Raw genomic sequence first — 25,952 nt, 5'->3', positions numbered from 1 at the left:
CAGGCACGTCAGGCCGCGAACCGACCGCCGCTCAGCCCTTGATGGCGCCGATGATCACTCCCTTGGTCAGGTGCCGCTGGACGAACGGGTAGACGAACAGGATCGGCAGCAGCGCGACCACGACGATGGCCATCTGGATCGCCAGGCTCGGCGGCAGCGACTGGCCCGGGACCGTGCCGACGCCGGACTGGCCCACGACCAGGGACTGGCCCTGGAGCACGTACTGCCGCAGCACCACCTGCAGCGGCCACTTGGCGTTGTCGTTCAGGTAGAGGACGGCGTTGAAGAACGAGTTCCAGTAGCCGACCGCGTAGAACAGCCCGATGACCGCGGTGACGCCCTTGGACATGGGCAGCACGATCCTGAGCAGGATGCCGAACTCGCTCGCGCCGTCGATGCGGGCGCTGTCGGAGACCTCCTCGGGGATGTTCATGAAGAACGCCCGCATCACCACCAGGTTGAAGGCGGTGACCGCGCCGGGCAGGATCAGCGACCAGTACGTGTCGATCAGTCCCAGCGAGCTGACCAGCAGGTAGTTGGGGATCAGGCCCGGGCCGAACAGGAACGTCAGCAGCACCAGGAACAGCAGCGGCCGGTGCAGCAGCGAGCCGGGCCGCGACAGTCCGTAGGCGGCCAGCACGGTCACGGTCAGGCTGATCGCCGTGCCGACGAGCGTCACGCCCAGGCTGACCCCGACCGACCGGGTCACCACGCCCCCGGCGAACAGCTCCCGGTACGCGGCCAGCGAGAGCCCGCTCGGCTTGATGACCAGGCCTCCGGAGGCGGTCACCGCCTCCTGGGTGGACAGGCTGGTCAGCACGACCATGTAGATCGGGAAGAGCACCGAGGCGACGATGAGCGTCAGCAGGAACCCCTTGAGGAGCCCGCCGGCGCGGCTGGGCCGCTCGGCCCAGGGAGGAAGAGTCGTCATGATCGTTTGTAGATTCCCTGCTCGCCGAATCGGTGGGCGACCTTGTTGGCCACCAGGATCAGGATCAGTCCCACCAGCCCCTTGACCAGGCCGGCCGCGGCGCCGTAGCTCCACTCGCCGGTCAGCAGCGTGCGCCAGTACACGAAGGTGTCCAGCACCTCGGCCGCGTCCCGGCCGACCGCGTCGCGCTGCAGGAAGAACTGCTCGAAGCCGACGTTGAGCGCCTCGCCCAGGCGCAGGATCAGCAGCAGCACGATGACCGGGCGCAGGCCGGGCAGGGTGATGTGCCACATGCGCCGCCAGCGGCTCGCGCCGTCCACGGCCGCGGCCTCGTACAGGTTCTGATTGATGGCGGCCAGCGCGGCCAGGAAGATGATCGTCCCCCAGCCGGCGTCCTTCCAGATCGTCTCCGCCGTGACCAGGGCGATGAACGTGTCGGGGTTGGTCATCAGGTCGATGCCGTCGTAGCCGTTGTCGCGCAGTGTCTGCGACAGCAGGCCGGCCCCGCCGAACATCTGCTGGAAGAGCGTGACCACCAGCACCCACGAGAAGAAGTGCGGCATGTAGACGATGCCCTGGATGAACAGGCGCAGCCGGGGCCGCACGACGCTGTCCAGCAGGATGGCCAGCATGATCGGAACCGGGAAGTAGAAGATCAGCTGGAAGGTCGTGATCGACAGGGTGTTGAGCGTCGCGTCCCAGAAGCTGTCGTCGAACATCAGCCACTGGAAGTTGGTGAACCCCACCCAGGGGCTCTCGGCGACGCCCACGTACGGCGAGTAGTCCTGGAACGCGATCACGTTGCCGAGCAGCGGGACGTAGTGGAACACGATCAGCAGGCCGATCGCGGGGAACGCCATCAGCAGCAGCTGCCAGTCGCGCTTCAGCCGCGAGCGGAGCGGTTGTGGGCGCGTCCGTCTTGTCCTCGGGCCCCTTTTACGGACATCCTTGGAGGTGCCGGTGCCGGCGGGTGAGGTCAGGTCACCCGCCGGCCCGGTCTTCGCGTCGTCCTTAAGCACGGCCGTTTTCCCGCAGGACCTTCATGTAGAAGTCGCGGGACTCGTTCCCGCCGTCCCGCTGCCACTCGGCGACGATCTGCTTGGCGTCGCTCACCGGGCGCCGTCCGCGCATGATGTCGGTGAACTTGTCCTCGGTGGGCACCTGCAGGCCCGAGTACTTCGACGGCCGCTGGATCCTGATCCCGTCGAAGGGGTTCTTCTCCAGGAAGGGGAAGGACGCGTTCTGCCACTCGACGTTGGCCTTGACCGCGTCCGGCCAGATCCAGTCCACGTACAGCGGGCGCCCGCCGAGGAAGCCGTAGGTGTAGGCGACCTCCTTGCGGCCGAGATCGGTCGACTGCGGCACGTTCTTGTCGTCGCGGGTGAAGTGCTTGCCCTCCACGCCGAAGTTGGCCAGCTCGTACTCCTTGGTGCCGTACGGTGCCGCGCACCAGTTGAGGACGGAGAGGATCTCCTCCACCTTCTCCTTGGGCAGGCCCTTCTTGACGAAGGTGAAGATGCCGGCCGCGGTGCCGTGGTACATCATCGGCTTGCCGCCGTCGTGCGCGAAGACCGGGAAGGCGCCGATGTCGAAGCCGGGGTTCTTGGCGCGGTGCTGCTGCAGCAGCTCCTTCCAGCCGCCCAGGCCGTCGCGGTAGACGAGGATCTGCCCGGCCCCGATCAGGTCCTTCTCGTTGGCGCCCTTGCTACTGACGACGCTGGGGTGGACCAGCCCGGCCTTGAAGACCTTCTGCATGAACTCCAGCATCAGCTCGTACTCGGGCGTCTCGTACTTGTGCACGAGCTTGCCGCCCTCGTAGCGCCATTCGTTGGGGATGCGGAAGGTCGGCCACATCATCTCGTGGATGCTGCCGAACGCCCAGCGCTTGGCCTTGGCGTCGGTGATCTCCTTGCCCAGCTCGAACAGCTCGTCGGCGGACTTGGGGTTGGCGCTCCAGCCTTTGTCCTCGAAGATGTCCTTGCGGTAGAGCAGAGCGAACGGGTACGGCTCGGTCGGGAACGGCACCGCCATCAGCTTGTCGTTCCACACCGACCACTGCCAGGCGGCCGTGGGCAGGTTGGCCAGCAGCGTGTACGGCTTGACCTTGTCGCCCTGCAGGTAGGGGGTGAGGTCCTCGAACGCCTTGTCGACGGCGGTGTTGAAGTCCGCCATCTTGTCGATCTCCCAGCTCGGGATGACCATGATGTCGGGGATGTCGCCGGAGGCCAGGCGGGCGATCGCCTTGTCGGCGTAGACGGTGCCGTCGGTGATCTGGAACTCCACGGTGGAGCCGATGTCGGCGTTGACCGCCTGGAAGTAGGAGTTGTCGGCCAGGCCGGGCGGCGGCGGGCCCCACAGCGGGGTCATGGCCTTGTACGTGCCGCCCTTGCCCGCCTTCTGGGTGAGGGCGGCGGTGGGCTGGGCCGGGTAGGAGGTGAAGCCGCCGCTGACGTCGGGGACGCCGGGCAGCGTGGAGACCGTGCCGGGCAGGTCGGGCTTGACGCCGGGGAAGGCGGTGTAGGTGGGCGTGAGGGTCGTCAGCTTGTCCGCCGCCGCGGCCTTCGCCCCGCCTCCGGCGCCGGGCCGGGGGCCCGCCGGTGCCGAGCACGCGCCGAGCAGTCCGCCGCCGGCGGTCATCGCGGCGGTGAGGCCCACCAGGCCGAGGAATCCGCGGCGGCTGGTCACGGCGCCCTTGGGAAGATCCTTCACGGGGCGCTCCCTTCGTTGTTCCGGGGTGGATCGCGGGTGTCGTACGGACCGGGTCCGAGGAGATCCGGGGGTGTCGTACGGGATGTGTCCGGGGTAGAATTAGTTCGTCTGTTGACCAAACAAATTAGTCGAGGGTGGCCGTCGCCACAAGGGACCGCCGATCGCGGGCCGGTGGGAGGCGATCACAGATTGGTGAACGATGGGGCATGATGGGGCCAGCCTGGCCGAGCGGGAGCGGGATTCACCTTGATCACATCAACCACCGACCCGCGTCCCGCCGACTTCGCCGACGTGCGGGCCACCAACCTCGCCGTGGTGCTGAGGTTCGTCCGCGGGAACGCGCCGTGCTCGCGGGCCGACATCGCGGCCTCCACCGGTCTGAACAAGGCGACCGTCTCCAGCCTGGTCGCCGACCTGATCGACCGCCGCCTGGTCCGGGAGACCGGCCTGACCGAGAACCGGGTCGGCCGCCCCGCCACGATGCTCGTGCTCGACGGCTCGCCGTACGCGGCGATCGGCATCGAGGTCAATGTCGACTACGTCACCGCGGTCGCGGTCGACCTGTCGGGGGAGCGGCTGCTGTCGTGGCGCCGGTCCTTCCCCGGCGCCGCCGGCACGGCCGGGCAGGCCATGGCCACCGTGGCCGGGATCGTCCGCCGGGTGGTGGGCCGCATGGCCCAACAGGAGCGTCAGGTCCTCGGGCTGACCGTCGGCGTGCCCGGCCTGGTCGGCGTCGACGGCAGCGTGCGCATCGCGCCCAACCTCGGCTGGCGCGACGCCGACCTGTGCGGCGACCTCACCAAGGCCCTGCGCGACCCGGGTTTCCCCGTCCAGGTCGACAACGACGCCAACCTCGCCGCGCTGGCCGAGCACCGCTTCGGGCCGCACGCCGGGACGGCCAACCTCGTCTACCTCACCGGTGAGATCGGGGTCGGCGCCGGGATCATCCTCGACGGCCGGCTGCGCCGTGGCGGTCAGGGCTACGGCGGGGAGATCGGCCACATCCAGCTCGACCCGTTCGGCGCCGAGTGCCGCTGCGGGCGCCTGGGCTGCCTGGAGGCCGTCGCCGGGATCGGCGCCGTGCTGGAGCACGCCGCGCTCTCGCCCGCCGAGGTCGAGGTCGAGCTCGACGAGGTGGTCCGGCTGGCCGGCGCGGGCGACCCCCGCACGCTCGCCGTGCTCGCCTCGGTCGGGCACAACCTGGGCAAGGGCGTGGCCGTGCTGGCCAACCTGATCAACCCCGAGGTGGTCATCCTGGGCGGCTACTACGTGCCGCTCGCCCCATGGCTGCTGTCCGCGGTCGAGGACGAGACCAGGGGCCGCACGATCGCTCCCGAGGCCGGGGGCTGCCGGGTGGTGGCCTCCACGCTCGGCTACGGCGCCGCCGCGCTGGGAGGCGCCGCCCGGGTCCTCGACTCGGTTGATTCGGGACGTTTGCCCCGGATCTCTTGACCCGGCGCTCACGGGAAGGCACCCTTCAGGGAAGCTCCGTTCGAAACACGCGCGTAACGGACAGGGAAACGCGCGGTGACGTCCGGAGTTTTCCCGGACCGATCATCGAAGCGCTTCGACAGAGACGGTCTCCGCGCAGGATCGTCGAAGCGCTTCGACACTCTCAGAGGGATGGTCCCCCATGACCGAACCGTTCCGTGACCCCGAGCTTCCGCTCGCCGCGCGCATCGCCGACCTGCGGGACCGGCTGACCCTGGCGGAGAAGGTCGCGCTGCTGCACCAGTACCAGCCGCCGGTGGAACGGCTCGGCATGGCCCCCTTCCGTACCGGCACCGAGGCGCTGCACGGCCTGGCCTGGCTGGGGCCGGCGACGGTGTTCCCCCAGGCGGTCGGGCTGGCCAGCACCTGGGACCCGGACCTGGTCAGACGGGTCGGCGAGGCCACCGGCGACGAGGTCGTGGCCTTCCATCGCAAGGACCCGGCCGGAGCCGGTCTCAACGTCTGGGCGCCGGTGGTCAACCCGCTGCGCGACCCGCGCTGGGGGCGCAACGAGGAGGGCTACTCCGAGGACCCCTGGCTGACCGGCGTCATGGGGGAGGCGTACGCCTCCGGCCTTCGTGGGAGCGCTCCCAACATTCTGAGGACCGCGCCCACCCTCAAGCACTTCCTGGGCTACAACAACGAGACCGACCGCTGCGTCACCTCCAGCGACCTGCCGCCCCGGGTGCTGCACGAGTACGAGCTCCCCGCCTACCGCCCGGCGCTGGCCTCCGGCGCCGCGGTCGCCGTGATGCCCTCCTACAACCTGGTCAACGGCCGCCCCGCCCACCTCAGCCCGCTGATCGCCCAGGTGCTGCGGGCCTGGGCGCCCGACGACATCCTGGTGGTCAGCGACGCCTACGCGCCCGCCAACCTCACCGGCCTGCAGGCCTACCACGACGACCTTCCCGAGGCGTACGCCCACGCGGTCAAGGCCGGGCTGGACAGCTTCACCCAGGACGACGACCGGCCCGAGGCCACCCTGGGCCACCTGCGCGCCGCCCTGGAGCGCGGCCTGCTCACCGAGGCCGACGTGGACGCCGCCGTGGGGCACGCGCTCTCGATCCGCTTCCGGCTGGGCGAGTTCGACCCGTCCACGCCGTACGACGACATCACCGAGGAGGTCGTCAACTGTCCCGGGCACCAGGCGCTGGCCCGTGAGGCCGCCCGGCGCTCCATCGTGCTGCTGCGCAACGACGGCCTGCTGCCGCTGACGCCCGGGACGCGCAGGATCGCCGTCATCGGCCAGCTCGGCGACACGCTCATGGAGGACTGGTACTCCGGGACGCTCCCGTACGCGGTCACCGCCCGCGCCGGGCTGGCCGGGCGGTGCGAGACCGTCTTCTGCGAGGCCGTGGACAGGATCACGATCTCGGTGGACGGCGGCCACGTCGTGGCCGACCCCGACGGCGGGCCGCTCGGCGTCGCCGCCGAGCCCGACCTGTTCGACCTGTTCGACTGGGGCGGCGGCAGCTACGCCCTGCGGTCGGTGACGACCGGACGCCACCTGTCGATCGACGACGACGGTGTGCTGGTCAACGACCAGCCCGGTCCCAACGGCTGGGAGGTGCGCCAGACCTTCCGTACCGAGGACCGCCCGCGCGGCACCGTGGCGTTCCGGCACATCTCCACCGGCCGCTACCTCACCCTGGACGCCGGCCCGGAGGGCCAGGGCGGTCCGGGCGGTGCTCCGGACGGCGGCCCGGACATGCGCCTGGACGGTCACCCGGGCGGCGGCGCGGGCCTGACCGGTGGTCCGGGCGGTGGTCCGGGTGGTGCCCGCTTCCGCCTGGCCGACGACGCCGACGCCGCCGTCTGGCTCACCCTGGAGACCGTGGTCAGCGGGGCCGAGGCCGCCGCCGCGCTCGCCGCGACCGCGGACGTGGCCGTGGTGGTCGTCGGCGACCACCCGCTGGTCAACGGCAGGGAGACCGAGGACCGCCTCGACCTGGAACTGCCCGCCGCGCAGCAGGCCGTGGTCAGGGCCGTCACCGAGGCCAACCCCAGGACCGTGATGGTGATCAGCAGCGGCTACCCGGTCACCTGGGAGGGCGACGACCCGCCCGCGGTGCTCTGGTCATCCCACGGCGGCCAGGAGTACGGGCACGCGCTGGCCGAGGTGCTGTTCGGCGACGCCGACCCCGAGGGGCGGCTCACCCAGACCTGGTACCGCTCGGCGTGCGAGCTGCCCGACCTGCTCGACTACGACATCATCGCCTCGGACGCGACCTACCAGTACTTCCGCGGCACCCCGCTCTACCCCTTCGGCCACGGCCTGAGCTACACCGACTTCGACTACTCCGACCTGCGGGTCGAGGTCGCCGGCGGACGGCTCGTCGCCTCGGCCACCGTCGCCAACACCGGCTCCCGTCCCGGCGTGGAGGTCGTGCAGATCTACACCCGCCAGCGGCGCTCCCGGGTCAAGCAGGCGCTGCGGCGGCTGCGCGGCTTCGTCAAGGTACGGCTCGACCCCGGCCGGAGCACCCGGATCGAGTGGGACCTCGACGTGCGGGAGCTGGCCTTCTGGGACGTCGTCGGGAACCGGTTCGTCGTCGAGGACGCCCCCCACAAGATCATGATCGGCCGTTCCGCGCGTGACATCCGGCTCTGCGCGTCCTTCCACGTCGACGGCGAGACCATCGGCCCGCGCGACGCCTTCGCCGGCCCGATCCCGGCCGTGGACCACGACGAGTACGACTCGGTCTCGTTCGTGGACGCCTCCCGCGTCTCCGGCGACGCGGTGCGCTCCGGCACCGAGGGGGCCTGGATCGTGTTCCGCTCGGTCGACCTGGGCGCCGGGGCCGCCTCCTGCTCGGTCCGGGCCACCAGCGTCGAGGGCGGTGTGATCACCCTGCGCCTGGACGACCCCCTCTACGGGCCCGTCGTCGGCGACCTCCCCGTCCCCCGGGCGGGCCGCTACGACCTCACCGAGGTGCGCGGCGGGCTTGCGGAGGCACGGGGAGTCCACGATCTTTATCTGGTGTTCGAGAACGCCGGGATCACCGTGGCCACGCTCAGCCTCGGCGAGGCCACGTGAGCGAGCGGGCGGTGACCATCAGCGAGGTGGCCCGGCACGCGGGGGTGGCGGTGAGCACGGTCTCGTACGTGCTCAGCGGGAAGCGCGCGATCTCGGCCGACACCCGGCGCCGGGTGCTCGACAGTGTCCGGACGCTGGGCTACCACCCCAACGCCGGGGCGCGGGCGCTGGCCAGCAGGCGCTCCAACGTCATCGCCCTGGTGCTGCCGCTGCGGGTGGGGATGCACGTCCCGGTGCTCATGCAGTTCGCCACCTCGGTGGTCACCGAGGCCCGCCGCTACGACCACGACGTGCTGCTGCTGACCGCCGACGAGGGCTCGGACGGCCTGCGCAGGGCGGCGGCGAGCGCCCTGGTGGACGGGCTGGTCCTGATGGACGTGGAACTCCACGACAGCCGGGTGCCGCTGCTGAAGGACCTGGCCGAGCCCAGCGTGCTGATCGGTTTTCCCGCCGACTCGGCGGGACTGACCTGCGTGGACCTCGACTTCGCGCGGGCGGGGACGCTCTGCGTGGAGCACCTGGCCGAGCGCGGGCACCGGGAGATCGCGCTGCTCGGCGCCCCCTCGGTCGTCTACGAGCGGGGCACCGGCTTCGCCCGCCGCACCCGCGAGGGGTTCGCCGTGGCCGTGGCCGAGACCGGGCTGACCGGCGTGGCCCTGCCGTGCGAGGAGGACTTCGACCGGGTCTGTGCCGCGATCGGCGACCTGCTGGACGCCCGGCCGGGCCTGTCCGGATTGGTCGTGCACAACGAGGCCGCGGTCAACCACGTGCTCGGGGCACTGCGCCAGAGCGGCAGGAGGGTACCCGACGACATCGCGGTGGTGGCGATCTGCCCGGACGACATAGCGGAACGCTCCAGCCCGCCGCTGACCTCGGTGCTGATCCCCGCCGAGGAGGTGGGCCACCAGGCGGTCCGGCTGCTGATGGAGAAGCTGGAGGGTCGGGCCGTCCCGGACGGGACCCTGCTCCAGCCCAGGCTCACCGTACGCGCCAGCACCTGACCTGGGCCACCGGCCGGACGTACGCGCCCGCCGAGGGCGCTCGGCGCGAAGAACGGCGGGCGCGCCCCCCGGGAGGGGAGGCGCGCCCGCCGTCTTCTTCTGGGTCTTCCTCGTGCTCCGCGGAACCGCGGTGTGCCGGGAGGCCGGTGATCCCGGGAGGCCGGTGGTCCGCCGTGGGCGGTCACCGGCTCTCGCCGGGCAGCGGGTCCTACCAGTCGCCGCCGCCGAAGTCGCCGCCGCCGAAGTCGCCGCCGCCGAAGTCGCCTCCGCCACCGAAGTCGCCCCAGCCGCCGCCGCCGAAGTCGCCGCCACCGCCGCCGAAGTCGGCCGCCGCTCCCTCGCCTCCGCCGCCGTAACCGCCGCCGTAGCCGAAGCCACCGCTCATCATGCTGCCCATCATGGTGCCGACCATCATGCCGGTCATGACGTCGCCGAAGCCGCCGTAGTAGCCGTAGGCGTAGGGCTGGTAGGCCGGTCCCGCGTCGTAGTACGGGCGGCGCTGGCCGTCGACCATGACCTCGCGCGTCTGCGGCTCGAAGCCGCGCTCGACGGCCTCGGCGTCGGCCGCGCAGGCGGGCACGTCACGCAGCGCGCCGCCGGGCGGGGCCCAGCGCACGTCGCGGATCGAGGGGCCGTGCTGGGGGTTGAAGAAGCACGGCGAGCGCCGCTCGGGCAGCGGCAGGTTGTTGACGCGGGCCTTCACGCAGGCGAGGGCGTAGCGGCCCTCCTCGAGCGCGGTGGTGACGCCGCGGAGCTCGTCGGGGCGCTTGACCGCCACCAGCTCCGACTTGGCCCGGTCGTAGGAGTCGAGGGCGCGCTGCCAGTCCTGCTGGTGGTCGGCGCCGTCGTTGAGGAGCTTGACGTCGGTGTCGAGCTCGGTGATCTCCTCGCCGAACTTGGTGACGTCCTCGTCCACGGTCTCCTTGACCGCGGCCAGCTCGCGGGCCTCGCGGGCCTCGCGCTCCTTCTTCTTCTTGCGGGAGTAGAAGAAGAGACCGCCGCCGCCGGCCAGGGCCAGCACGAGGATGCCGATCAGGACGCCGGCGCCGCCGCCGCCCGAGGAGCGGGAGCCGGAGGAGGCGGGAACGCCGCCGGAGGTTGCGGCCTCGTCCGCCAGCTTGACGAAGTTGACCACGTTGTCGGTCGGGCTCTCGGCGGTGTTGGCCCGGCGGAGCAGCTCGTCGATGTCGATGCCCCTGATGTTGGTGACACCGTACGGGGTCTTACCGTTCATCACGAGGACGGTGGACTTGGGGCCGACGCCCTTGAGGGTGGCCCTCAGCAGGGTGCTCGCCTGGGACTGGCTGCTGAGCGAACCCTGGGGGAGCATGGCGACGTAGACGGAGGACGTCTGATCGGTCGCACCACGCATGGCGTCCGCGGCGTTCGCGGGTATGTTCGCGGCCGGATCGGCGTAGAAGTTGTCCCCGTCCTTGAGACCGGAGACGATCACACTGGGGTCTGGCGCCGCGGCGTGAGCCGCCGGGGCGATCATGGACATGGCCAGAAGCCCGGCGAACAGTGCCATGATCATGGCACCGAAACGACCTAGCGCGGCTTTTGTGATGGTCACGGCAGAAAGCCTCCTTCGTCCTGAAGACGAATGAGTGGACGTCAGAGTTCCCACGTAGTTCCCCAGTCGTGCCCTCGTGGTTCGGCGTGGCCTCGTAGTTTCCTACGCCTTTCGACCGTATCCCCTTCACGGCCGAGGTGGGCGCCACGGTGCATGATCGTGCCGCCGGCGGCCGGCCCCGCCCACGGTCCCTGCCCTGGACGCGAGCTCTCATGTCTCGGGAACGCGCGCTCGTCTCGGGAACGCGCGCTCGCGGGCCTCGCGGGACCCGGCCGGGCGTTCCCCGGTCCCCGGGGAGGTTCGGGAAGACCTCCCCGAGGGGACGGAGAACGCCGGGAGCCCCTCAGGCGTCCTTGATCTCGCAGATCGTGGCGCCCGAGGTGACCGTCTGGCCTACCTGGGCCGCCAGCCCGGTGACGGTGCCGGCCTTGTGCGCGGCCAGCGGCTGCTCCATCTTCATCGCCTCCAGCACGACGACGGTGTCGCCGGCCGCCACGGTGTCGCCGTCCGCGGCCACGACCTTGACGATCGTGCCCTGCATCGGGCTGACCAGCGAGTCGCCGCCCGCCGCCCTCGTCGCCGCCCCGCCCCCGCTCCGGCGGGGCGCCTTCGTCCGGACGGCACTCCGCGCGCTCCCCGCGCCCGCGCCCGAGGCGGCGAACCCCGCGGGGAGCACCACCTCCAGCCGCTTGCCGCCCACCTCGACGGTGATCCGCTCCCGTTCGGCCGGCTCCCCGGCGGGGCCGGTCTCCGCCTCGTACGGCGGGATCGCGCCCGCGAACTCGGTCTCGATCCAGCGGGTGTGCACCGAGAACGGCTCGGCGGTGAACGCCGGGTCCCCGACCACCGCCCGGTGGAAGGGCAGCACGGTCGGCATGCCGCCGATCTCGAACTCGGCCAGCGCCCGGCGCGAGCGCTCCAGGGCCTGCTCCCGGGTCGCGCCGGTCACGATCAGCTTGGCGATCAGGGAGTCGAAGGACTGCGGGACGGTCATGCCGGCCTCGTACCCGGAGTCCAGCCGCACCCCGGGACCGGAGGGGACGCTCAGGCGGGTGATCGTGCCGGGGGCCGGCAGGAAGCCGCGCCCGGCGTCCTCGGCGTTGATCCGGAACTCGATCGAGTGGCCGCGCGGCGCGGGGTCGTCGTAGCCGAGCTCCTCGCCGTCGGCGATGCGGAACATCTCCCGTACCAGGTCGATGCCGGAGACCTCCTCGGTCACCGGGTGCTCGACCTGCAGGCGGGTGTTGACCTCCAGGAAGGAGATCGTCCCGTCCTGGCCCACCAGGAACTCGCAGGTGCCGGCGCCCACGTAGCCCGCCTCGCGCAGGATCGCCTTGGAGCTGGTGCGCAGCAGATCGACCTGCTCGGGCGTCAGGAACGGCGCCGGGGCCTCCTCGACGAGCTTCTGGTGGCGGCGCTGGAGCGAGCAGTCCCGGGTGGACACCACGACCACGGCGCCGTGGGAATCGGCCAGGCACTGGGTCTCCACGTGCCGGGGACGGTCCAGGTAGCGCTCGACGAAGCACTCGCCCCTGCCGAACGCGGTGACGGCCTCGCGCACCGCCGACTCGTACAGCTCGGGGATCTCCTCCATCGTGCGGGCCACCTTGAGGCCGCGCCCGCCGCCGCCGTAGGCGGCCTTGATCGCGATGGGCAGGCCGTGCTCGGCGGCGAAGGCGACGACCTCCTCGCTGCCGGAGACCGGGTCCGCGGTGCCGGCCACCAGCGGCGCGCCGACCTTCTGGGCGATGTGGCGGGCCTGCACCTTGTCGCCGAGCGCGACGATCGCGGACGGGGGCGGGCCGATCCAGGTCAGGCCCGCGTCGATCACGGCCTGGGCGAAGGCCGCGTTCTCGGCGAGGAAGCCGTACCCGGGGTGGACGGCGTCCGCCCCGGTCTCGGCGGCGATCCGCAGGAGCTTGCCGATGTCGAGATAGGTCTCCGCGGGCGTGCGCCCGCCGAGCGCGTGGGCCTCGTCCGCGACCCGGACGTGGAGCGAGTCCAGGTCCTGGTCGGCGTAGACGGCGACGCCGGCCAGCCCGGCGTCCTTGCACGCGCGGGCGATCCGCACCGCGATCTCGCCACGGTTGGCGATCAGGACCTTTTGCACCGAGGTCTTCCCTTCAGTACGTAGGGACGTGAGGCTGGCGGGCCTCCAACGGAGTGTAGGCGCACCCTGATCACTGGCCGTCAATGGGGCGTCATCTGCCCAGGTAGGCGCCCCCGTTGACGTGCACGACCTGTCCGGTCAGGTGGCCGGCCTCCGGGGAGGCGACGAACCTCACGGTCTCGGCGACGTCGCGCGGGGTCCCCGCCCGCCCGTTCCTGGTGCCCTCGACCCTGCGGCGCACGCCCTCGTCGGTGAGCCGGCCGCGGAAGAACTCGGTCTCCACGACCAGGCCGGGGGAGACCACGTTCGCGGTGATCCCGCGCGGTCCCAGCTCGGCCGCGAGGTCGGCCGTCCACGCCTCCAGCGCGGCCTTGGCCGCGCCGTACGACCCGGAGCCGGTGCCCCTGGCCGCGATCGAGCCGATCGACACGATCCTGCCGTCGTCGGCCAGGCGCGGGACGAGCGCGCTCGTGACCAGTACGGCCGAGAGCAGGTTGGCGTTGAGGTTGGCCCACCAGCTCTCCGCCACCTCCATCAGGTCCTCGCCCGAGGAGGGCCGGTCCAGGTTGGTGTTCCCGCCCGCGTTGTTGACCAGGACGTCCACCCGCGCGGGCAGCAGGTCCAGGGCCTCGCCCACCGCCACCGGGTTGGCCGCGTTGAACGCCGCGTACGGGACGCCCAGGCGCCCGGCCGCCTCCTTGAGCACCGGCTCGCGCCGTCCGGTGATGGTCACCCGGTCCCCCCCGGCGGTGAACGCCTCCGCGATGGCGTAGCCGATACCGGTCCCCCCGCCCGTCACCACAATCTCACGCACCGCCGGTAACTCCCTGCATCACGAAAAATAGGGATAATGGAGAACGTTATCTTCTTGGTGGCGGCGGGAACGTCCATATCCGCTCGGTATAGGCTGGATCTTCGGTGATCCATTCGCCTATCGTGATTTCGTTTGGTCGCCCCCCCGACACCGACCCGAAGGAGACTGGCATGAGCCAGAACTTGCTCGGCGGCAATCCCGCGGAAATGCAGCAGATGGCCACCCAGTTCACCCAACAGGCCGACCAGGTCAGGGCCACGGTGGCCGCACTCGACCGGGAGGCCGCGAAGGTCGGCACCGCCTGGACGGGGCCCGGCGCCCAGCGTTTCAGCGAGGCCTGGCAGAACTACCGGGCCGCTTTCCAGCGCATGTCCGAGGAGCTCGGCGAGGCCTCCCGGGTCATCAACACCTACCGCGGCAACATCGAGTCCGCGACCCGTTAGAAAAACGGCCGGCCGAAACGCCCCGTTCTTCCGGAGACCGTTCTCCGGGGGCGGGGCGTTTCCGCGTTCGCCATCCCGGCGCCCGCCGTCGGGTGACGCCGGTCCCGGCCGAGGACGGCGAACCCCCGCTCGGGCGGCGGCCCGCGCCGAGGGCCGAGGACGGTGAACCCCGGTCAGGGGACGGCCGCCTGGATCGGGATCACCGTGCCCGTGCTCACCAGCAGACCGCGCCCCGGGGGGCCGCCGACCGCGCCGCGGGGCAGACGGACGGTGAACAGGTCGCCGTCGGCGGGGCTCTGCACCGAGAGCAGCAGGCCGGTGCGGCCCTTGCGGGCCTCGGCCGCGAAGCCCCGGTAGGCGGTGGTCAGGTCACCGGTGCTCCCACCGATGATCATGCCGTGCTCGCCGTCCCTGCCGCTGCGCAGCACCTCCTCCAGCGCGGTGCCCAGGGGCGAGTCGGCGGAGATCAGCTCGGCGTCGTCGACGACCACGACGTAGCGGTCCTGCCCGGCGACGGCAGCGTGCAGGTCCCCTCCGGCGTCCAGCACGGCCAGCACGCCCGGGGTGTCGACCAGCGTGCACAGCGGGCTGCGCCGGGGCGTGACCAGGACCGCGGGCGTGCCCTGGGAGAGCAGCGAGTGGGTGGCGGTCAGCAACGTCGTGGACCTGCCCGACCGGGGCGGGCCCGCGACGACCGCGGCCGGGCCCTGGGAGAGCAGGTCGACCCCGAGCGGGGCCAGCGAGTCGCCCCCGACCCCGAGCAGCGCCCAGAGCGGGGACGGCGGCCGGAAGGAGGGCGCCAGGTCCACGGCCTGCGCCGCGGTGACGCGCATCGGCAGCGCGTCCACCCGCATCGGCGGTTCACCGGTGACCTCCGGCGCCGAACGGGCCAGCGCCTGCAGCGCGGCGACCTGGGCGGGCCCCGAGGGATCGTCACAGAGCAGCGCGATCTGGCTCTCGGTCACGCCGTGCTCCCCGGTGGACAGCGCGCGGCCCGGCGCGAGCGTCGCGGGCAGGTCCTTGACGGCCAGGCCCGCCAGCCCGTAGTCGGTGGGATCGGCCAGCCGCAGGATCAGCCGGTCGTCGAAGATGGTGGATATCTGCCCGAGCAACGCGGACCGGTCGCCGGTCACCACCGCCCGCAGGCCGACGGCCGGGCCCTCCCGCAGCAACTGCAGCAGCGCGTCGATCAGCCGCCCGTAGTCGTAGGACTCGAACGCGGCGACGAACCCCTCCCAACGGTCGAGCATCAGGACCAGCCACGGCAGGCGGGGCCCGCCGGTGGCGCGCAGCTCGGCCAGCGAGGCGTACCCGGCCTCGGCCAGGAGCTGCTGGCGCCGCCCCACCTCCGCGCGGAGCCGGGCCAGGAGTCGTTCCACCCGGTCGAGCTGGTCGCGGGTGACCACCGCCCCGCAGTGCGGCATCGCCATCAGGGGCAGCAGCGCCCCCGAGCCGCAGTCGATCGCGTGCACGTGGACGTCGTCGGGGGAGGTCCCGCCGGCGATCGCCCCGGCCAGCGTGCGCAGCGCCGTGGACCGCCCGCTGCGGGGGGCGCCGGCGACGAGCAGGTGCCCGCCGTGGGCGAGGTCGAGCGCCAGCGCCCGCCGGTCCTGCGCCCAGGGCAGGTCGGTGACGCCGAAGGCCAGCGGCGGCACCTCCGCGACCCCGGGCCGGTACGACAGGCCGCCGGCCGGGAAACCGCCGGAGGAGCCGTCCGGGGAGCCGCCGGACCGGTCGCCGGAGGGGGGGAGCAGGCCGGGGACGGTCACCAGGTCGGGAAGCGGGTCGAGCCAGGGGCTGGGCTGCTCCGCCACCCCGTCCACCCGGGCCGCCTCGACCAGCGCGTCGACGAGCAGCGACAGGTCGGTGACGTGGCCGCTCTCGGCCCCGGCCTGGACCGGCCTGGGCCGTCCCAGGTCCCGCCAGCCGACCTCGCTGATCCGCACCCTGCTCTCGCCGCCCGGGGCGCCGGGGCTCCGGCCGCCGATCCGCGCGGTCTGCACGGCCGTGGCCGCGCCCGCGCCCGACTTCACGTAACACCGTCCCGGGGCGGACTTGGGGATGTACGAGGCGTCGGGGCGGCCGATGACGTCGGCGGACTCGGCGGACTCGGTGACGCGCAGCGCGATCCGCAGGGAGGTGTTGGCCTGGATGTCGGCGGTCACCACACCGCCGGGCCGCTGGGTGGCGAGGATCAGGTGGATGCCGAGCGAGCGCCCCCGCCGGGCGATGTCGACGAGCCCGGTCATGAAGTCCGGCAGCTCGCTGACCATGGCGGCGAACTCGTCGATGACCAGGACCAGCCTGGGCAGCGGCTCCAGCGGCGTCAGGGTCGCCGAGGCGCCCGCGCGCCCGCGCAGCGGCCTGACCGGCGCGGATCCCCCGGCGACGAGCAGGTCCCGCGAGGCGCGGGCCGTGCGGGTGTCGCGCAGCTCGTGGTAGTCCTCGATGTCCTTGGCCCCGGCGGCCAGCAGCAGGCGCTCGCGGCGGCGGATCTCCGCCGCCAGGGAGGCCAGGGCCCGCTGGGTCAGGTGGCCGTCCAGGTCGCTGACCATGCCCACGGTGTGCGGCAGCCGCACGCACTCCTTGAACGCGGCCCCGCCCTTGTAGTCGATCAGCACGAACGTCATCTCGTCCGGCCGGTTGGCCACCGCCAGCGAGCAGATCAGGGTCTGCAGCAGCTCCGACTTGCCCGCGCCGGTGGTGCCCGCGATGAGGGCGTGCGGCCCGTCCCGGCTGAGGTCGACGGAGAACGGCCCCTCGGGCCCCACCCCGATCGGGGCCTCGGTCGCCCGGCCCCAGCGCGCGGCCAGGGTGGCGCCGGAGAGCGAGGGGAGGCCGAGCAGGTCGAGCAGCCGCGCCGAGTCGGGCAGCGCCATGCCCGCGTCGTCCCGGCTCACGTCGCGGATCGGCGAGAGCGAGCGGGCCAGCCGGTCGCACCAGCCGGCGCCCACCTGGTCGGCCAGGATCTCGCCGACGTGCTCCAGGCCGCCGCCGCGCAGCCGCAGCGTGCCGTCGGCCTCCGCCGCGGCGACGGTGGCGCACTCCTCGGGCAGCAGCCGCTGGTCGCCGTCGATCGCCAGCGTGTACACGCCGGCCCTCGGACCCTGGCGCAGCACCTGGGGCATGCCCGGCAGGACGCGCAGCATCTGCGCGCCGTCCAGCACGACCAGCACGTCGTAGGGGCGCTCGTCGTAGACGGGCGCGGCGTACGGCTGCGCGGCGCCGTCGTCCCCGGCGCCGCCCAGGTCGCCCCAGCCCGCCGGGATGCGTCCCAGCCTGGCCGCGGGGCCGGCCGCGGTCTCGTCGCCGAGGCGCTCCTCGATCAGCGCGGCCAGCTCGCTCACCCGGCGGGCCGCGGCCTCGGGGTCGGCGCCGACCAGGGCCACGCAGTCCTGTCCGGCGCGCGGGGCGCAGTGCGGCAGCCAGCGGACCCAGTCCCAGCGCTCCTGCCCGTCGCCGTGCGCCGACAGCACGACGATCGCCAGGTCGCGCGGGCTGTGCAGGGCGGCGGCCTGGCCGACCAGCCAGCGCGCCACCCCCGCCGTGGTCTGCCGGGGCCCGGTCAGGCCCGCGACGCCCAGGCGGCGCATGGCCAGCGCCACCGGCACCGCGTGACAGGTCGGCGGCTCCGGGAGCGGCGCGTCGATCGCCGCCGAGCGCTCGGGGGCGAACTCCAGGGCCGCGGGGAGGTCGGCGAGACCGATCCGCAGGCGCAGCGCGTCGGGATCGTGGTCGCGCCGCTCCCAGAGCCGGCGCCGCGGGCCGGTCACGGTGAGCAGCACCTCGGCGGGGTCGGGCGCGGCGGCGCGGCGGGCGGCCTCGTCGTCGGCCCGGGCGCGCTCCACGGCCGCCTCGAACCCCTTCATGCGCTCCCGGTACAGCTTGAGCTGCTGGCGGTACTGCTTGCGGCCGTGCCGGCGGTCGCTCCACCACTGCCCGATCATGATCAGCGGTGTCATCAGCGCGAACAGCAGGAAGTACCACATCCCCGTGGCCAGGGCCATGACCACGCCCAGCACGGCCGGCAGGAACGCGGTCAGCACCTGCAACCGCATGGTCTCGGCCCGCTTGGGCTCGGCCGGGACCTCGAAGCGGCGCCTGCCGTCCGGCGGGCGGAACCTGGGCGGACGGTTGTAGGCCAGCCCGCCGTCCGGCTGCGCGTCCAGGTGCGCGTCGGCGGGTTCGACGGCCCGGAGGGTGAGCACGGTCCCCCCGCAGGTCAGCAGGGCGTGCTCGGGCCAGGGGAGCGTCTCGGAGACCGGGTCGCGGTCCAGCAGGGGCGCGGGCCCGTTCTCCTCCCCGGGCTCCACGGTGATGGCGTCCGGGGTGAGCCGGACCACGGCCGCCCGCGCGGGCAGCCGGGGGTCGGGCACGGCCACCGCGCAGGCGGGATCGGAGCCGATGGTGTGCACGCCCAGGCTGAGGCGGTGCACCGACCCGGCGGCGGGCCCGCCGACCACCCGGATCTCCACGATCCCGCCGGGCTCGTCGGCGACCGTGGCCATCGCCAGCGAACGGTCGAGGGTGACCAGATCGCCGTCGCGCAGCAGGCCGACCACGGGAGCGGCGGGGTCGAGGGGGCGGCCGTCCAGCCACAGGGGCGGCGGCTCGGCGTCGTTCGCGTCGCGGCCCAGCCCGTAGGGGGCCCTGCTGCGTGTCAGCCGCACCACGTTGCTCGGCCGCTCGCCGCCCTGTCCCGCCAGGGACTCGGCGAGCCGTGCCACCGTGGTCGTCTCGTCTCCCTCGACCACGATGTCGCGGTCGGCGTGCTCGCCGAGCACGGTGAGCATGATCCGCATCGCCGCTCTCCTCGGGTCAGGCCCTGGATCTACCGTACAGAGTGGAAACCGTCCCGCAGAGGGTGTTCGCGGCAATGTCATTCACGGGGCCTGGTATGTGGAAAACATCCCGGCCTGTGGACAACCGCCGGCGGACACCCGGCCGGTATGCCGGTCCACGTGGGCGTTCGGCCTCGCCGTGCGGTCCGGGCGCCGCCCCGCGGAGGGGGCCGGGCTGTGGAAAACCTGTTCGGAGAGTCGGGTCGTCCGAGGCTCGCGCGGGGCCGCCCGCCGGCGCCGCGGTGACGGTGGGGAAGGCGCCGGAGAAGGCGCCGGGGGTGACACGCCGCCCGGCCGGTGCCGGGCGCCGGTCGTGTCGGGTCCGGATGGCGGTGACCTCTTTCCGGGACGCCTCCCGAGTGGGGGCCGTGAACAGGGGCGTTGAAGCGGTCGGCCGGCGGCTGTAATGCCCCGGGTAAATGCTGGGACGATTGTTACAGGAGATGCTTACCGTCCTTATCACCCAAATAAGACTCGTGTCAGCTAGCCGAACCGCCACCTTCTTCTGAAGTGGCGTTGACAGACGTGTTCCTATCAAACGAGCATGGGTTCCGGATTTTGTCCGGCAGATCGTCGGCACGGTGCGCATAATGGCGTAAATTCGACCCGTAGTTCCACCTGCTATATGACCACTCTGGGAGCCCCCCTACCCATGAGGACCAGTGAGAAGCCAGCGGGCCGCGCCCCGGTGAACGCCGAGCGACCGTCATCGGCGGGTGCCCTTTCCGGCCCGGCGTCACGCAAGCTCCCGGTGCCCCCTCGCGAGCGCAAACCCGCTCTCGCGGCCCTCGCCGTCCTTCTCATCCTGGGCGGCGCCCTCGCCACCACCCTGCTCGTCCTGCGCAGCGGCGACCGCGTCTCGGCGATCGTCGTCTCCCAGCAGATCGGCGCCGGGCAGGCCTTCACGGAGGCGTCGATGAGAGAGGTCCAGATCGCCGACACCGGCATCGGCTACGTCGCCTGGTCCCAGCGCGCCCGCGTCGCGGAGAACTTCGCCCGCGTCACGATCATCCCCGGCACGCTCCTCACCCGCGAGATGGTGGTCTCCTCCAGCAGGGAACAGGGACCCGGCAAGGCCCAGGTCGGCCTCTCCCTCAAACCCGGCCAGACGCCGGGCACCCTGGAGCGCGGGGACCGGGTCCAGGTCATCCACGTCCCCGGCGGGAACAGCAGGGAGCGGCAGGGACGGGTGCTGGCGCAGAGCGCCCTGGTCCACCAGATCGGCACCCCGGGCGCGAGCGGGGCGAACGGCCGGGTCACCATCATCGTGGACAGCTCCGTCTCGCCGGAGATCGTCGCCTACTCCTCCGCGGGGGAGATCGCCCTCGCCGAACTGCCGGGAGCGCGCTGACGTGGCGCTCATCGTGCTGGCCGCCGACAAGGGAGCGCCCGGCGTGACCACGGCGGCCACCGCGCTCGGCGCCGTCTGGCCGCGTCCGGTGCTGCTCGCCGAGTGCGATCCGGCGGGCGGGGACATCGCCTACCGGCTGCCCGCCGCCGACGGCGGCGTGCTCAACCCCGGCAGGGGCCTGCTCACCCTGGGAGCCACCGCCCGCCGGGGGCTGCACCCCGAACAGATCCACGAGCACACCCAGAAGATCATCGGCGGCCTTGACGTGCTGGCCGGGCTGACGCACGGCGAGCAGGCGGCCGGGCTGACCTGGCTGTGGGGCCCGCTCGGCAGGGCGCTGGCCACGATGCCGCACGCCGACGTCCTGGCCGACTGCGGGCGCCTGGGCGGGCACCCGCAACTGGCCGAGCTCGTCGCGGAGGCCTCGCTGGTGGTGCTCTTCACCAGGGCGAGCCTGGACCACGTCGCCCACCTGCGCGAGCGCCTGCAGGTGATGCCGCGCGACGCGCAGGTGGGGGTGGTGGTGATCGCCGACCCCCGGCAGTACCGCACGACGATCGACGAGGTACGCCGGATCGTCACCGGCACCGGCAGGAACGTCGCCTTCGTGAGCGGGCTCGCGCACGACCCCAAGGGCGCGGAACTGCTGCGCGGCCAGTGGGGCGGGCGCCTGGACCGCTCCCTGCTGGTCCGCACCGCCCGGGAACTGGCCGGACGTCTCGCCGCCCAGGTCCGCGCCCCCGAGCCGGTGCCGGGCGGAGGACGACCGTGAGCATCGACCACACGCTGGTCAAGCGTTTCCGGCAGGAGGTGGGCGACAGGCTGGCCCACCAGCGCCGACTGGACCAGGCCGGCGGCCTGCCGCCGATGACCGGCGAGGACGAGCGCCAGTTCGCCCGGGCGCTGATCGCCCAGATCCTGGAGGAGTTCGCCCGCGGGGAGATCGGCGTCGGCAGGACCCCTCCCACCGCGGAGGAGGAGGAGGCGCTCGCCGCGGGGATCCACGCGGCCCTGTTCGGCGTCGGCCGCCTGCAGCCGCTGCTCGACGACCCCGAGGTCGAGAACATCGACATCAACGGCTGCGACCGGGTGTTCGTGGGCTACGCCGACGGCCAGGAACTGATGAGCGACCCGGTGGCCGAGTCCGACGAGGAACTGGTCGAGCTCATCCAGATCCTCGCCGCCTACAGCGGTCTGTCCAGCAGGCCGTTCGACACCGCCAACCCCCAGCTCGACCTGCGCCTTCCCGACGGTTCCCGGCTCTCGGCCGTGATGGACGTGACGGTCCGCCCGTCCATCTCCATCCGCCGTTCCCGGCTGGGCAAGGTGTTCCTCAGCGACCTGGTGGGCAACGGGACCCTCACCCCGGAGGTGGGACGCTTCCTCGCGGCCGCGGTGGCGGCCAGGAAGAACATCATGATCTCCGGCTCCACCAACGCGGGGAAGACCACCCTGCTGCGCGCCCTGGCCAACGAGATCCCGCCGTCCGAGCGGCTCATCACCGTCGAGCGCGCCCTGGAACTCGGCCTGGACCAGTTCCCCGAGCTTCACCCCAACGTGGTCGCCTTCGAGCAGAGACTGCCCAACTCCGAGGGCCAGGGCGAGATCACCATGGCGGAGCTGGTCCGCCGCTCGCTGCGGATGAACCCCTCCCGGGTGATCGTCGGCGAGGTCCTGGGCGACGAGATCGTCACCATGCTGAACGCGATGACCCAGGGCAACGACGGGTCCCTCTCGACGATCCACGCCAACTCCTCGATGGAGGTCTTCAACCGCATCGCCACCTACGCGCTCCAGGCCTCCGAGCGCCTGCCGATCGAGGCCACCCACATGCTCATCGCGGGCGCGATCGACTTCGTGGTCTTCATCGAGAAGCGCAACGACTACGCGGTGGGCGGCAGGCTGCGCCGTTTCGTCTCCAGCGTGCGCGAGGTGGCCGGGGTGGACGGGCGGGTGCTCTCCTCGGAGGTGTTCGCGATGTCCCCCGACGGCCGGGTCGTGCCGCACGCGCCGCTGTCGTGCCTGGAGGAGCTCACCCACTTCGGCTACGACCCGGGGGGCTGGAGATGACCTCCCTGCCCCCGGGCCTGTTCGACCCGCTGGTGATGCTCTCCGGCGTCGCGGTCGGCTCCGGGCTGTTCCTGCTCTTCGTCGCGGTGTACGGGGTGCGGCCCCGGCCGTCCGCCCCGAACAGGACGGCCGGCAGGCGCGCGTTCCTGCGTGCCCTGTCCACCCGGTCCGCAGCGGGCGCCCTCGCCGGCGTGCTCGTGCTGGTGGTGACCGGCTGGCCGGTCATGGCGGTGGGCGCGGTGCTCCTCGCGATGGCCTGGCCCGGCCTGTCCGGCGGTGCCGCCGAGGAGCGCGCCGCGATGCGGCGGCTGGAGGCGCTGGCCGCCTGGACCGAGTCGCTGCGCGACACCATCGCCGGGGCGGCCGGGCTGGAGCAGGCGATCCCGTCCTCGATCCGGGCGGCGGCCCCCACGCTCCGCCCGCACCTGCGGTCCATGGTCGACCGCCTGCACACCCGGATGGCGCTGCCCGACGCGCTCAGGCTCTTCGCCGACGAGCTCGACGACCCCTCCGCCGACCTGGTGGTGGCCGCCCTCATCCTCAACTCCAAGCTGCGCGGCCCGGGACTGCGCGACGTGCTGGGCGCGCTCGCCGTGTCGGCCCGCGAGGAGCTCGACATGCGCCGCAGGGTCGAGGCCGAGCGCCGCTCCACCCGGCGCAGCGCGCAGATCGTGGTCGGCACCGCCGTCGCCTTCGCCGTCGTGCTGGTCGTGTTCAACCCCTCCTACGTGCAGGAGTACGACAACCTGCTCGGCCAGGCCGTGCTCGTCGTGGTCGCCGGGCTGTTCGGCGCCGGGTTCGCCTGGATGCGCCGCCTGGCCCGGTTCGACAAGCCCGCCCGCCTGCTGGGACTGCCCTCCGGCGGGGAGGTGGCCGATGACTGAGGCGCTGCTCGCGGGCTCGGTGCTCGGCATGGGGCTGTTCCTGCTGGTGCGGGCGCTGTTCCCGGCCAGGCCCGGCCTGGTGACACGGCTGCTGGCGCTCGACGCCGCCAGGGACGGCGGTGAGACGCCCCGCGCGCGGCTCGTCATGCCCGACGAGGAGGTCAGCGCGTTCCGGCGCGGCCTGGGGGAGCGGATGGCCCGCCTCTACGCGGCCAGGGGCTGGGAGGCCCCCTCCGCCAGGGCGGACCTCGCGCTGCTCGGCAGGTCGTTCGAGGGCTTCCTCGCCACCAAGGTGCTGCTGGCGGTCTCCGGGCTGCTGGCGTTCCCCCTGCTGGTCGGCTGGCTGGTGCTGATCGGGTCGGGGCCGTCCCTGACCGTCCCGCTCTGGGTCGCGCTCGCGGTCGCCGCGGTCTTCTTCTTCCTGCCCGACCTGCAGATCAGGAGGGACGCCGCGCGGATGCGCCGCGACTTCCGGCACGTCGTCGGCTCCTTCCTGGACCTGGTCGCGATGAACCTGGCCGGGGGACGCGGGGTGCCCGAGGCGCTGATGATGGCGGTCTCGGTGGGCAGCCCGAGGCCCGGCGAGGAGGGGGTCAACTGGGCGATGTCCCGCATCCGCCAGGCGCTGGGCAACGCCAGGATCGTCGGCATCACCCCCTGGCAGGCCCTCGGCCAGCTCGGCGACGAGATCAACGTCGACGAGCTGCGCGACCTGTCGGCGGCCCTGGGACTGGTCGCCGACGACGGCGCCAAGGTCCGCTCCTCCCTCACCGCCCGCGCCGCCACCATGCGGCGCCGCGAGCTCGCGGAGATCGAGGGAAAGGCGGGCGAGCGTTCCCAGTCGATGCTCGTCGCCCAGCTCCTGCTCTGCGCCGGCTTCGTGATCTTCCTGAGTTTCCCCGCCGCTATGAAGATATTGGGGTCCTGACCATGCTGAACCATCCGTGGGTCGTGTACGCGACCGCCGTTCTTCGCGTCCGGATCGACAAGGCGCGCAACGCCCCCACCCGGGGCGCCTCCGCGGTCGAGTGGGTCATCATCACGGCCATCATCGCCGGGGTGGCGCTCGGCCTCGCCACCCTCATCAAGAGCCTCGTCGAGGCCCAGCAGGCCGAGATCTCCAACAACTTCGGAGGCGGCGGTGGCGGAGGGGGCGGCGGTGGCGGTGGCGGTGGGGGCGGCGAACTTGGGGACCCGTGACCGCGCGCCCGGTGACGCGGCCGGTCACGCGCCCGACGGCGCGCCGGGGCACGGCCGTACGCCGGGCCGCCGAGGGCCGGGCCGCGGGCCGGGTCGCGGGCCGGTCCGAGAGCGGCGGGACGGTGAGCGCGGCGCCACGGTCGTCGAACTGGCGATCATCATGCCGGTGGTGCTGGTCCTCGTGCTGCTCGTCGTGCAGTTCGCCCTCTGGTTCCACGGACGCCAGATCGCCGACGCCGCGGCCAGGGAGGGGGCACGGCTCGCCCGGGTCGACACCGACTCCTGGCAGCAGGACGCCGAGTCCCGCGCCCGGGAGCTGATCGGCGCCGTCGGCCCCAAGCTCCTCGACGGCGCCACGGTCACGGCCTGGGAGGAGGGCGACCAGCGGGGCGTCGAGGTGACCGCCTCGGCGGTCCAGGTCGTCCCGCTGCTGCCGTCCACCACGTTCACCGTGACCGCGCGTTTCGGCGGTCCCATCGAGTGCTTCCGGCCCGACGACGGGAGCGAAGGGTGCCAGTGAGCCACCAGTGATCCCCCTGCTCCGGCGGGTCCCCCCGCCGCCCGGCGACGACCGCGGGTCGCTCAGCACCGAGACGGTCCTGCTGGCCCCGGTCCTGCTGCTGTTCCTGCTCTTCCTGGTGGGAGCCGGGAGGGTGGTCGAGGCCCAGGGAGAGGTCAACGGCGCGGCCAGGGACGCGGCCAGGGCCGCCTCGGTCGAGCGCACCCTGGCCGACGCCGAGGACGCCGCCAGGGAGGCGGCCGGCGCGTCCCTGTCCGGGGAGTGCGAGCCCCGGGTCGATCTGGCCGGTACGGACTGGGAACCGGGCGGCCTGGTCCGCGCCGAGGTGACCTGCTCGCTGAACCTGGACTTCCTGGGGTTCGGCGCGGCCAAGGAGATGAGGGGTGACTCGGTGGCCCAGCTCGAGCGGTTCCGCAGGGTCGAGGGGGGCGAGCCGTGACCCCGTCGCGGGCGCCCGCGCGCCCGGCGCGCCCGGGAGGCGGGAGGAGACGCCGGCGGGGGCCGGGCCGGACCGGCGAGCGGGGATCGATGTCGGTCTTCACGGCGATCTTCTCGGTGGCGGTGTTCCTGCTGGCCGGGCTCCTCGTGGACGGCGGCGCCGCCATCAACGCCCGGCTGCGCGCCGCCGACGTCGCCGAGCAGGCGGCCAGGGCCGCGGCCGACCAGATCGACGAGGAACAGCTACGCGCCACCGGGGAGGTCCGGCTGCTGGGGGAGGACGAGACCTGCGCCAAGGCCGAGGAGATCGTCGCGGCCCACGGCGGCGGCGACGTGAAGCTCACCGAGTGCGCGTCCGGCGGCCAGGACCAGGTCACCGTGGGCGTCTCCGTCACCTGGAAGGCGTTCTTCCTCGCCGCGTTCGGCTTCCCCGGCGCGGACATGGAGGCCTCCGCCACGGCCGGCCCCGACGCCGGGGAGGACGCGCAGCCGTGAACCACGGGCCCGCCGGCGGGCCGACGACCGATCCGGACGAGGAG

General features: G+C 72.8%; 20 protein-coding genes. 13 read left to right on the top strand and 7 right to left on the bottom strand.

Annotated features, from left to right (window positions below; all coding sequences use genetic code 11):
- Positions 1 to 31 precede the first annotated feature (31 nt).
- Genes AB0G16_RS03315 through AB0G16_RS03305 form a run of 3 tightly spaced genes read right to left on the bottom strand, consistent with a single transcriptional unit; the run spans position 32 to position 3,640 of the window.
- Positions 32 to 931, bottom strand: coding sequence for a carbohydrate ABC transporter permease (locus AB0G16_RS03315; protein WP_362797863.1), 900 nt, complete (start codon positions 929 to 931; stop codon positions 32 to 34).
- Entirely contained in the window at positions 928 to 1,950 is a 1,023-nt protein-coding gene (locus AB0G16_RS03310) for an ABC transporter permease subunit (RefSeq protein ID WP_362797861.1), read from the bottom strand. The genes AB0G16_RS03315 and AB0G16_RS03310 overlap by 4 nt, the downstream gene beginning before the upstream one ends.
- Positions 1,943 to 3,640, bottom strand: a complete 1,698-nt coding sequence (locus AB0G16_RS03305; RefSeq protein ID WP_362797859.1) for an extracellular solute-binding protein — start codon at positions 3,638 to 3,640, stop codon at positions 1,943 to 1,945. The genes AB0G16_RS03310 and AB0G16_RS03305 overlap by 8 nt, the downstream gene beginning before the upstream one ends.
- 246 nt (positions 3,641 to 3,886) lie before the next feature.
- Between AB0G16_RS03305 and AB0G16_RS03300 the strand changes: the two genes are divergently transcribed.
- The 3 genes from AB0G16_RS03300 (at position 3,887) to AB0G16_RS03290 (ending at position 9,169) form a co-directional block, all read left to right on the top strand.
- Positions 3,887 to 5,092: an ROK family transcriptional regulator gene (locus AB0G16_RS03300; protein ID WP_362797857.1), complete on the top strand. Its 1,206-nt coding sequence runs from the start codon at positions 3,887 to 3,889 to the stop codon at positions 5,090 to 5,092.
- Between the two features lie 181 nt (positions 5,093 to 5,273).
- The gene (locus AB0G16_RS03295; RefSeq protein ID WP_362797855.1) at positions 5,274 to 8,168 is read left to right on the top strand and encodes a glycoside hydrolase family 3 C-terminal domain-containing protein; all 2,895 of its coding nucleotides are present in this window, start codon (positions 5,274 to 5,276) and stop codon (positions 8,166 to 8,168) included.
- Positions 8,165 to 9,169: a LacI family DNA-binding transcriptional regulator gene (locus AB0G16_RS03290; protein WP_362797853.1), complete on the top strand. Its 1,005-nt coding sequence runs from the start codon at positions 8,165 to 8,167 to the stop codon at positions 9,167 to 9,169. The genes AB0G16_RS03295 and AB0G16_RS03290 overlap by 4 nt, the downstream gene beginning before the upstream one ends.
- Positions 9,170 to 9,377: 208 nt before the next feature.
- Here the strand turns inward: AB0G16_RS03290 and AB0G16_RS03285 are convergent, their stop codons facing one another.
- The 3 genes from AB0G16_RS03285 to AB0G16_RS03275 form a co-directional block, all read right to left on the bottom strand.
- Complete coding sequence (locus AB0G16_RS03285; RefSeq protein ID WP_362797851.1) at positions 9,378 to 10,742, bottom strand: hypothetical protein; 1,365 nt, start codon at positions 10,740 to 10,742, stop codon at positions 9,378 to 9,380.
- Between the two features lie 343 nt (positions 10,743 to 11,085).
- Positions 11,086 to 12,852, bottom strand: a complete 1,767-nt coding sequence (locus AB0G16_RS03280) for a biotin carboxylase N-terminal domain-containing protein (protein WP_362797849.1) — start codon at positions 12,850 to 12,852, stop codon at positions 11,086 to 11,088.
- A gap of 91 nt (positions 12,853 to 12,943) precedes the next feature.
- On the bottom strand, positions 12,944 to 13,666 hold the full coding sequence (locus AB0G16_RS03275) for an SDR family oxidoreductase (protein ID WP_362797847.1): 723 nt from the start codon (positions 13,664 to 13,666) through the stop codon (positions 12,944 to 12,946).
- A gap of 170 nt (positions 13,667 to 13,836) precedes the next feature.
- Between AB0G16_RS03275 and AB0G16_RS03270 the strand changes: the two genes are divergently transcribed.
- On the top strand, positions 13,837 to 14,109 hold the full coding sequence (locus AB0G16_RS03270; protein ID WP_030907662.1) for a WXG100 family type VII secretion target: 273 nt from the start codon (positions 13,837 to 13,839) through the stop codon (positions 14,107 to 14,109).
- Positions 14,110 to 14,282: 173 nt separating this feature from the next.
- Here AB0G16_RS03270 and AB0G16_RS03265 read toward each other — a convergent pair whose 3' ends face one another.
- Positions 14,283 to 18,911, bottom strand: a complete 4,629-nt coding sequence (locus AB0G16_RS03265) for an FtsK/SpoIIIE domain-containing protein (protein ID WP_362797844.1) — start codon at positions 18,909 to 18,911, stop codon at positions 14,283 to 14,285.
- Positions 18,912 to 19,701: 790 nt separating this feature from the next.
- On the opposite strand from AB0G16_RS03265, the gene AB0G16_RS03260 reads away from it, so the two are divergent.
- From AB0G16_RS03260 to AB0G16_RS03220, 9 genes are all read left to right on the top strand, one after another.
- Positions 19,702 to 20,301 (top strand): hypothetical protein, encoded by a 600-nt coding sequence (locus AB0G16_RS03260; RefSeq protein ID WP_362797842.1) that lies wholly within the window; start codon positions 19,702 to 19,704, stop codon positions 20,299 to 20,301.
- Between the two features lies 1 nt (position 20,302).
- On the top strand, positions 20,303 to 21,073 hold the full coding sequence (locus tag AB0G16_RS03255; RefSeq protein ID WP_362797840.1) for a hypothetical protein: 771 nt from the start codon (positions 20,303 to 20,305) through the stop codon (positions 21,071 to 21,073).
- The gene (locus AB0G16_RS03250; protein ID WP_362797838.1) at positions 21,070 to 22,371 is read left to right on the top strand and encodes an ATPase, T2SS/T4P/T4SS family; all 1,302 of its coding nucleotides are present in this window, start codon (positions 21,070 to 21,072) and stop codon (positions 22,369 to 22,371) included. The genes AB0G16_RS03255 and AB0G16_RS03250 overlap by 4 nt, the downstream gene beginning before the upstream one ends.
- Positions 22,368 to 23,255, top strand: coding sequence for a type II secretion system F family protein (locus tag AB0G16_RS03245; RefSeq protein WP_362797836.1), 888 nt, complete (start codon positions 22,368 to 22,370; stop codon positions 23,253 to 23,255). The genes AB0G16_RS03250 and AB0G16_RS03245 overlap by 4 nt, the downstream gene beginning before the upstream one ends.
- The gene (locus AB0G16_RS03240; RefSeq protein ID WP_362797834.1) at positions 23,248 to 24,183 is read left to right on the top strand and encodes a type II secretion system protein; all 936 of its coding nucleotides are present in this window, start codon (positions 23,248 to 23,250) and stop codon (positions 24,181 to 24,183) included. The genes AB0G16_RS03245 and AB0G16_RS03240 overlap by 8 nt, the downstream gene beginning before the upstream one ends.
- Positions 24,184 to 24,185: 2 nt before the next feature.
- Positions 24,186 to 24,455 carry a hypothetical protein gene (locus AB0G16_RS03235; RefSeq protein ID WP_362797832.1) on the top strand — a complete coding sequence of 90 codons (270 nt, stop codon included), beginning with the start codon at positions 24,186 to 24,188 and terminating at the stop codon, positions 24,453 to 24,455.
- Positions 24,442 to 24,975 carry a TadE/TadG family type IV pilus assembly protein gene (locus tag AB0G16_RS03230; protein ID WP_362797830.1) on the top strand — a complete coding sequence of 178 codons (534 nt, stop codon included), beginning with the start codon at positions 24,442 to 24,444 and terminating at the stop codon, positions 24,973 to 24,975. The genes AB0G16_RS03235 and AB0G16_RS03230 overlap by 14 nt, the downstream gene beginning before the upstream one ends.
- Positions 24,976 to 24,982: 7 nt before the next feature.
- The gene (locus AB0G16_RS03225; protein ID WP_362797828.1) at positions 24,983 to 25,414 is read left to right on the top strand and encodes a TadE/TadG family type IV pilus assembly protein; all 432 of its coding nucleotides are present in this window, start codon (positions 24,983 to 24,985) and stop codon (positions 25,412 to 25,414) included.
- A gap of 89 nt (positions 25,415 to 25,503) precedes the next feature.
- On the top strand, positions 25,504 to 25,908 hold the full coding sequence (locus AB0G16_RS03220; RefSeq protein WP_362797826.1) for a pilus assembly protein TadG-related protein: 405 nt from the start codon (positions 25,504 to 25,506) through the stop codon (positions 25,906 to 25,908).
- Positions 25,909 to 25,952 lie beyond the last annotated feature (44 nt).

This window comes from Streptosporangium sp. NPDC023615, from assembly GCF_040640155.1.
Lineage (GTDB): Bacteria > Actinomycetota > Actinomycetes > Streptosporangiales > Streptosporangiaceae > Streptosporangium.
Note: the sequence above shows the minus strand (reverse complement) of the source record. Positions and strands in the feature narration are given on the sequence as shown.

What these genes read in the sequence shown, in the direction of transcription:
- AB0G16_RS03315 (WP_362797863.1), bottom strand. Translation starts at nt 931, where the DNA reads ATGACGACTCTTCCTCCCTGGGCCGAGCGGCCCAGCCGCGCCGGCGGG.
- AB0G16_RS03295 (WP_362797855.1), top strand. Translation starts at nt 5,274, where the DNA reads ATGACCGAACCGTTCCGTGACCCCGAGCTTCCGCTCGCCGCGCGCATC.
- AB0G16_RS03270 (WP_030907662.1), top strand. Translation starts at nt 13,837, where the DNA reads ATGAGCCAGAACTTGCTCGGCGGCAATCCCGCGGAAATGCAGCAGATG.
- AB0G16_RS03265 (WP_362797844.1), bottom strand. Translation starts at nt 18,911, where the DNA reads ATGCGGATCATGCTCACCGTGCTCGGCGAGCACGCCGACCGCGACATC.
- AB0G16_RS03245 (WP_362797836.1), top strand. Translation starts at nt 22,368, where the DNA reads ATGACCTCCCTGCCCCCGGGCCTGTTCGACCCGCTGGTGATGCTCTCC.
- AB0G16_RS03240 (WP_362797834.1), top strand. Translation starts at nt 23,248, where the DNA reads ATGACTGAGGCGCTGCTCGCGGGCTCGGTGCTCGGCATGGGGCTGTTC.
- AB0G16_RS03235 (WP_362797832.1), top strand. Translation starts at nt 24,186, where the DNA reads ATGCTGAACCATCCGTGGGTCGTGTACGCGACCGCCGTTCTTCGCGTC.
- AB0G16_RS03220 (WP_362797826.1), top strand. Translation starts at nt 25,504, where the DNA reads ATGTCGGTCTTCACGGCGATCTTCTCGGTGGCGGTGTTCCTGCTGGCC.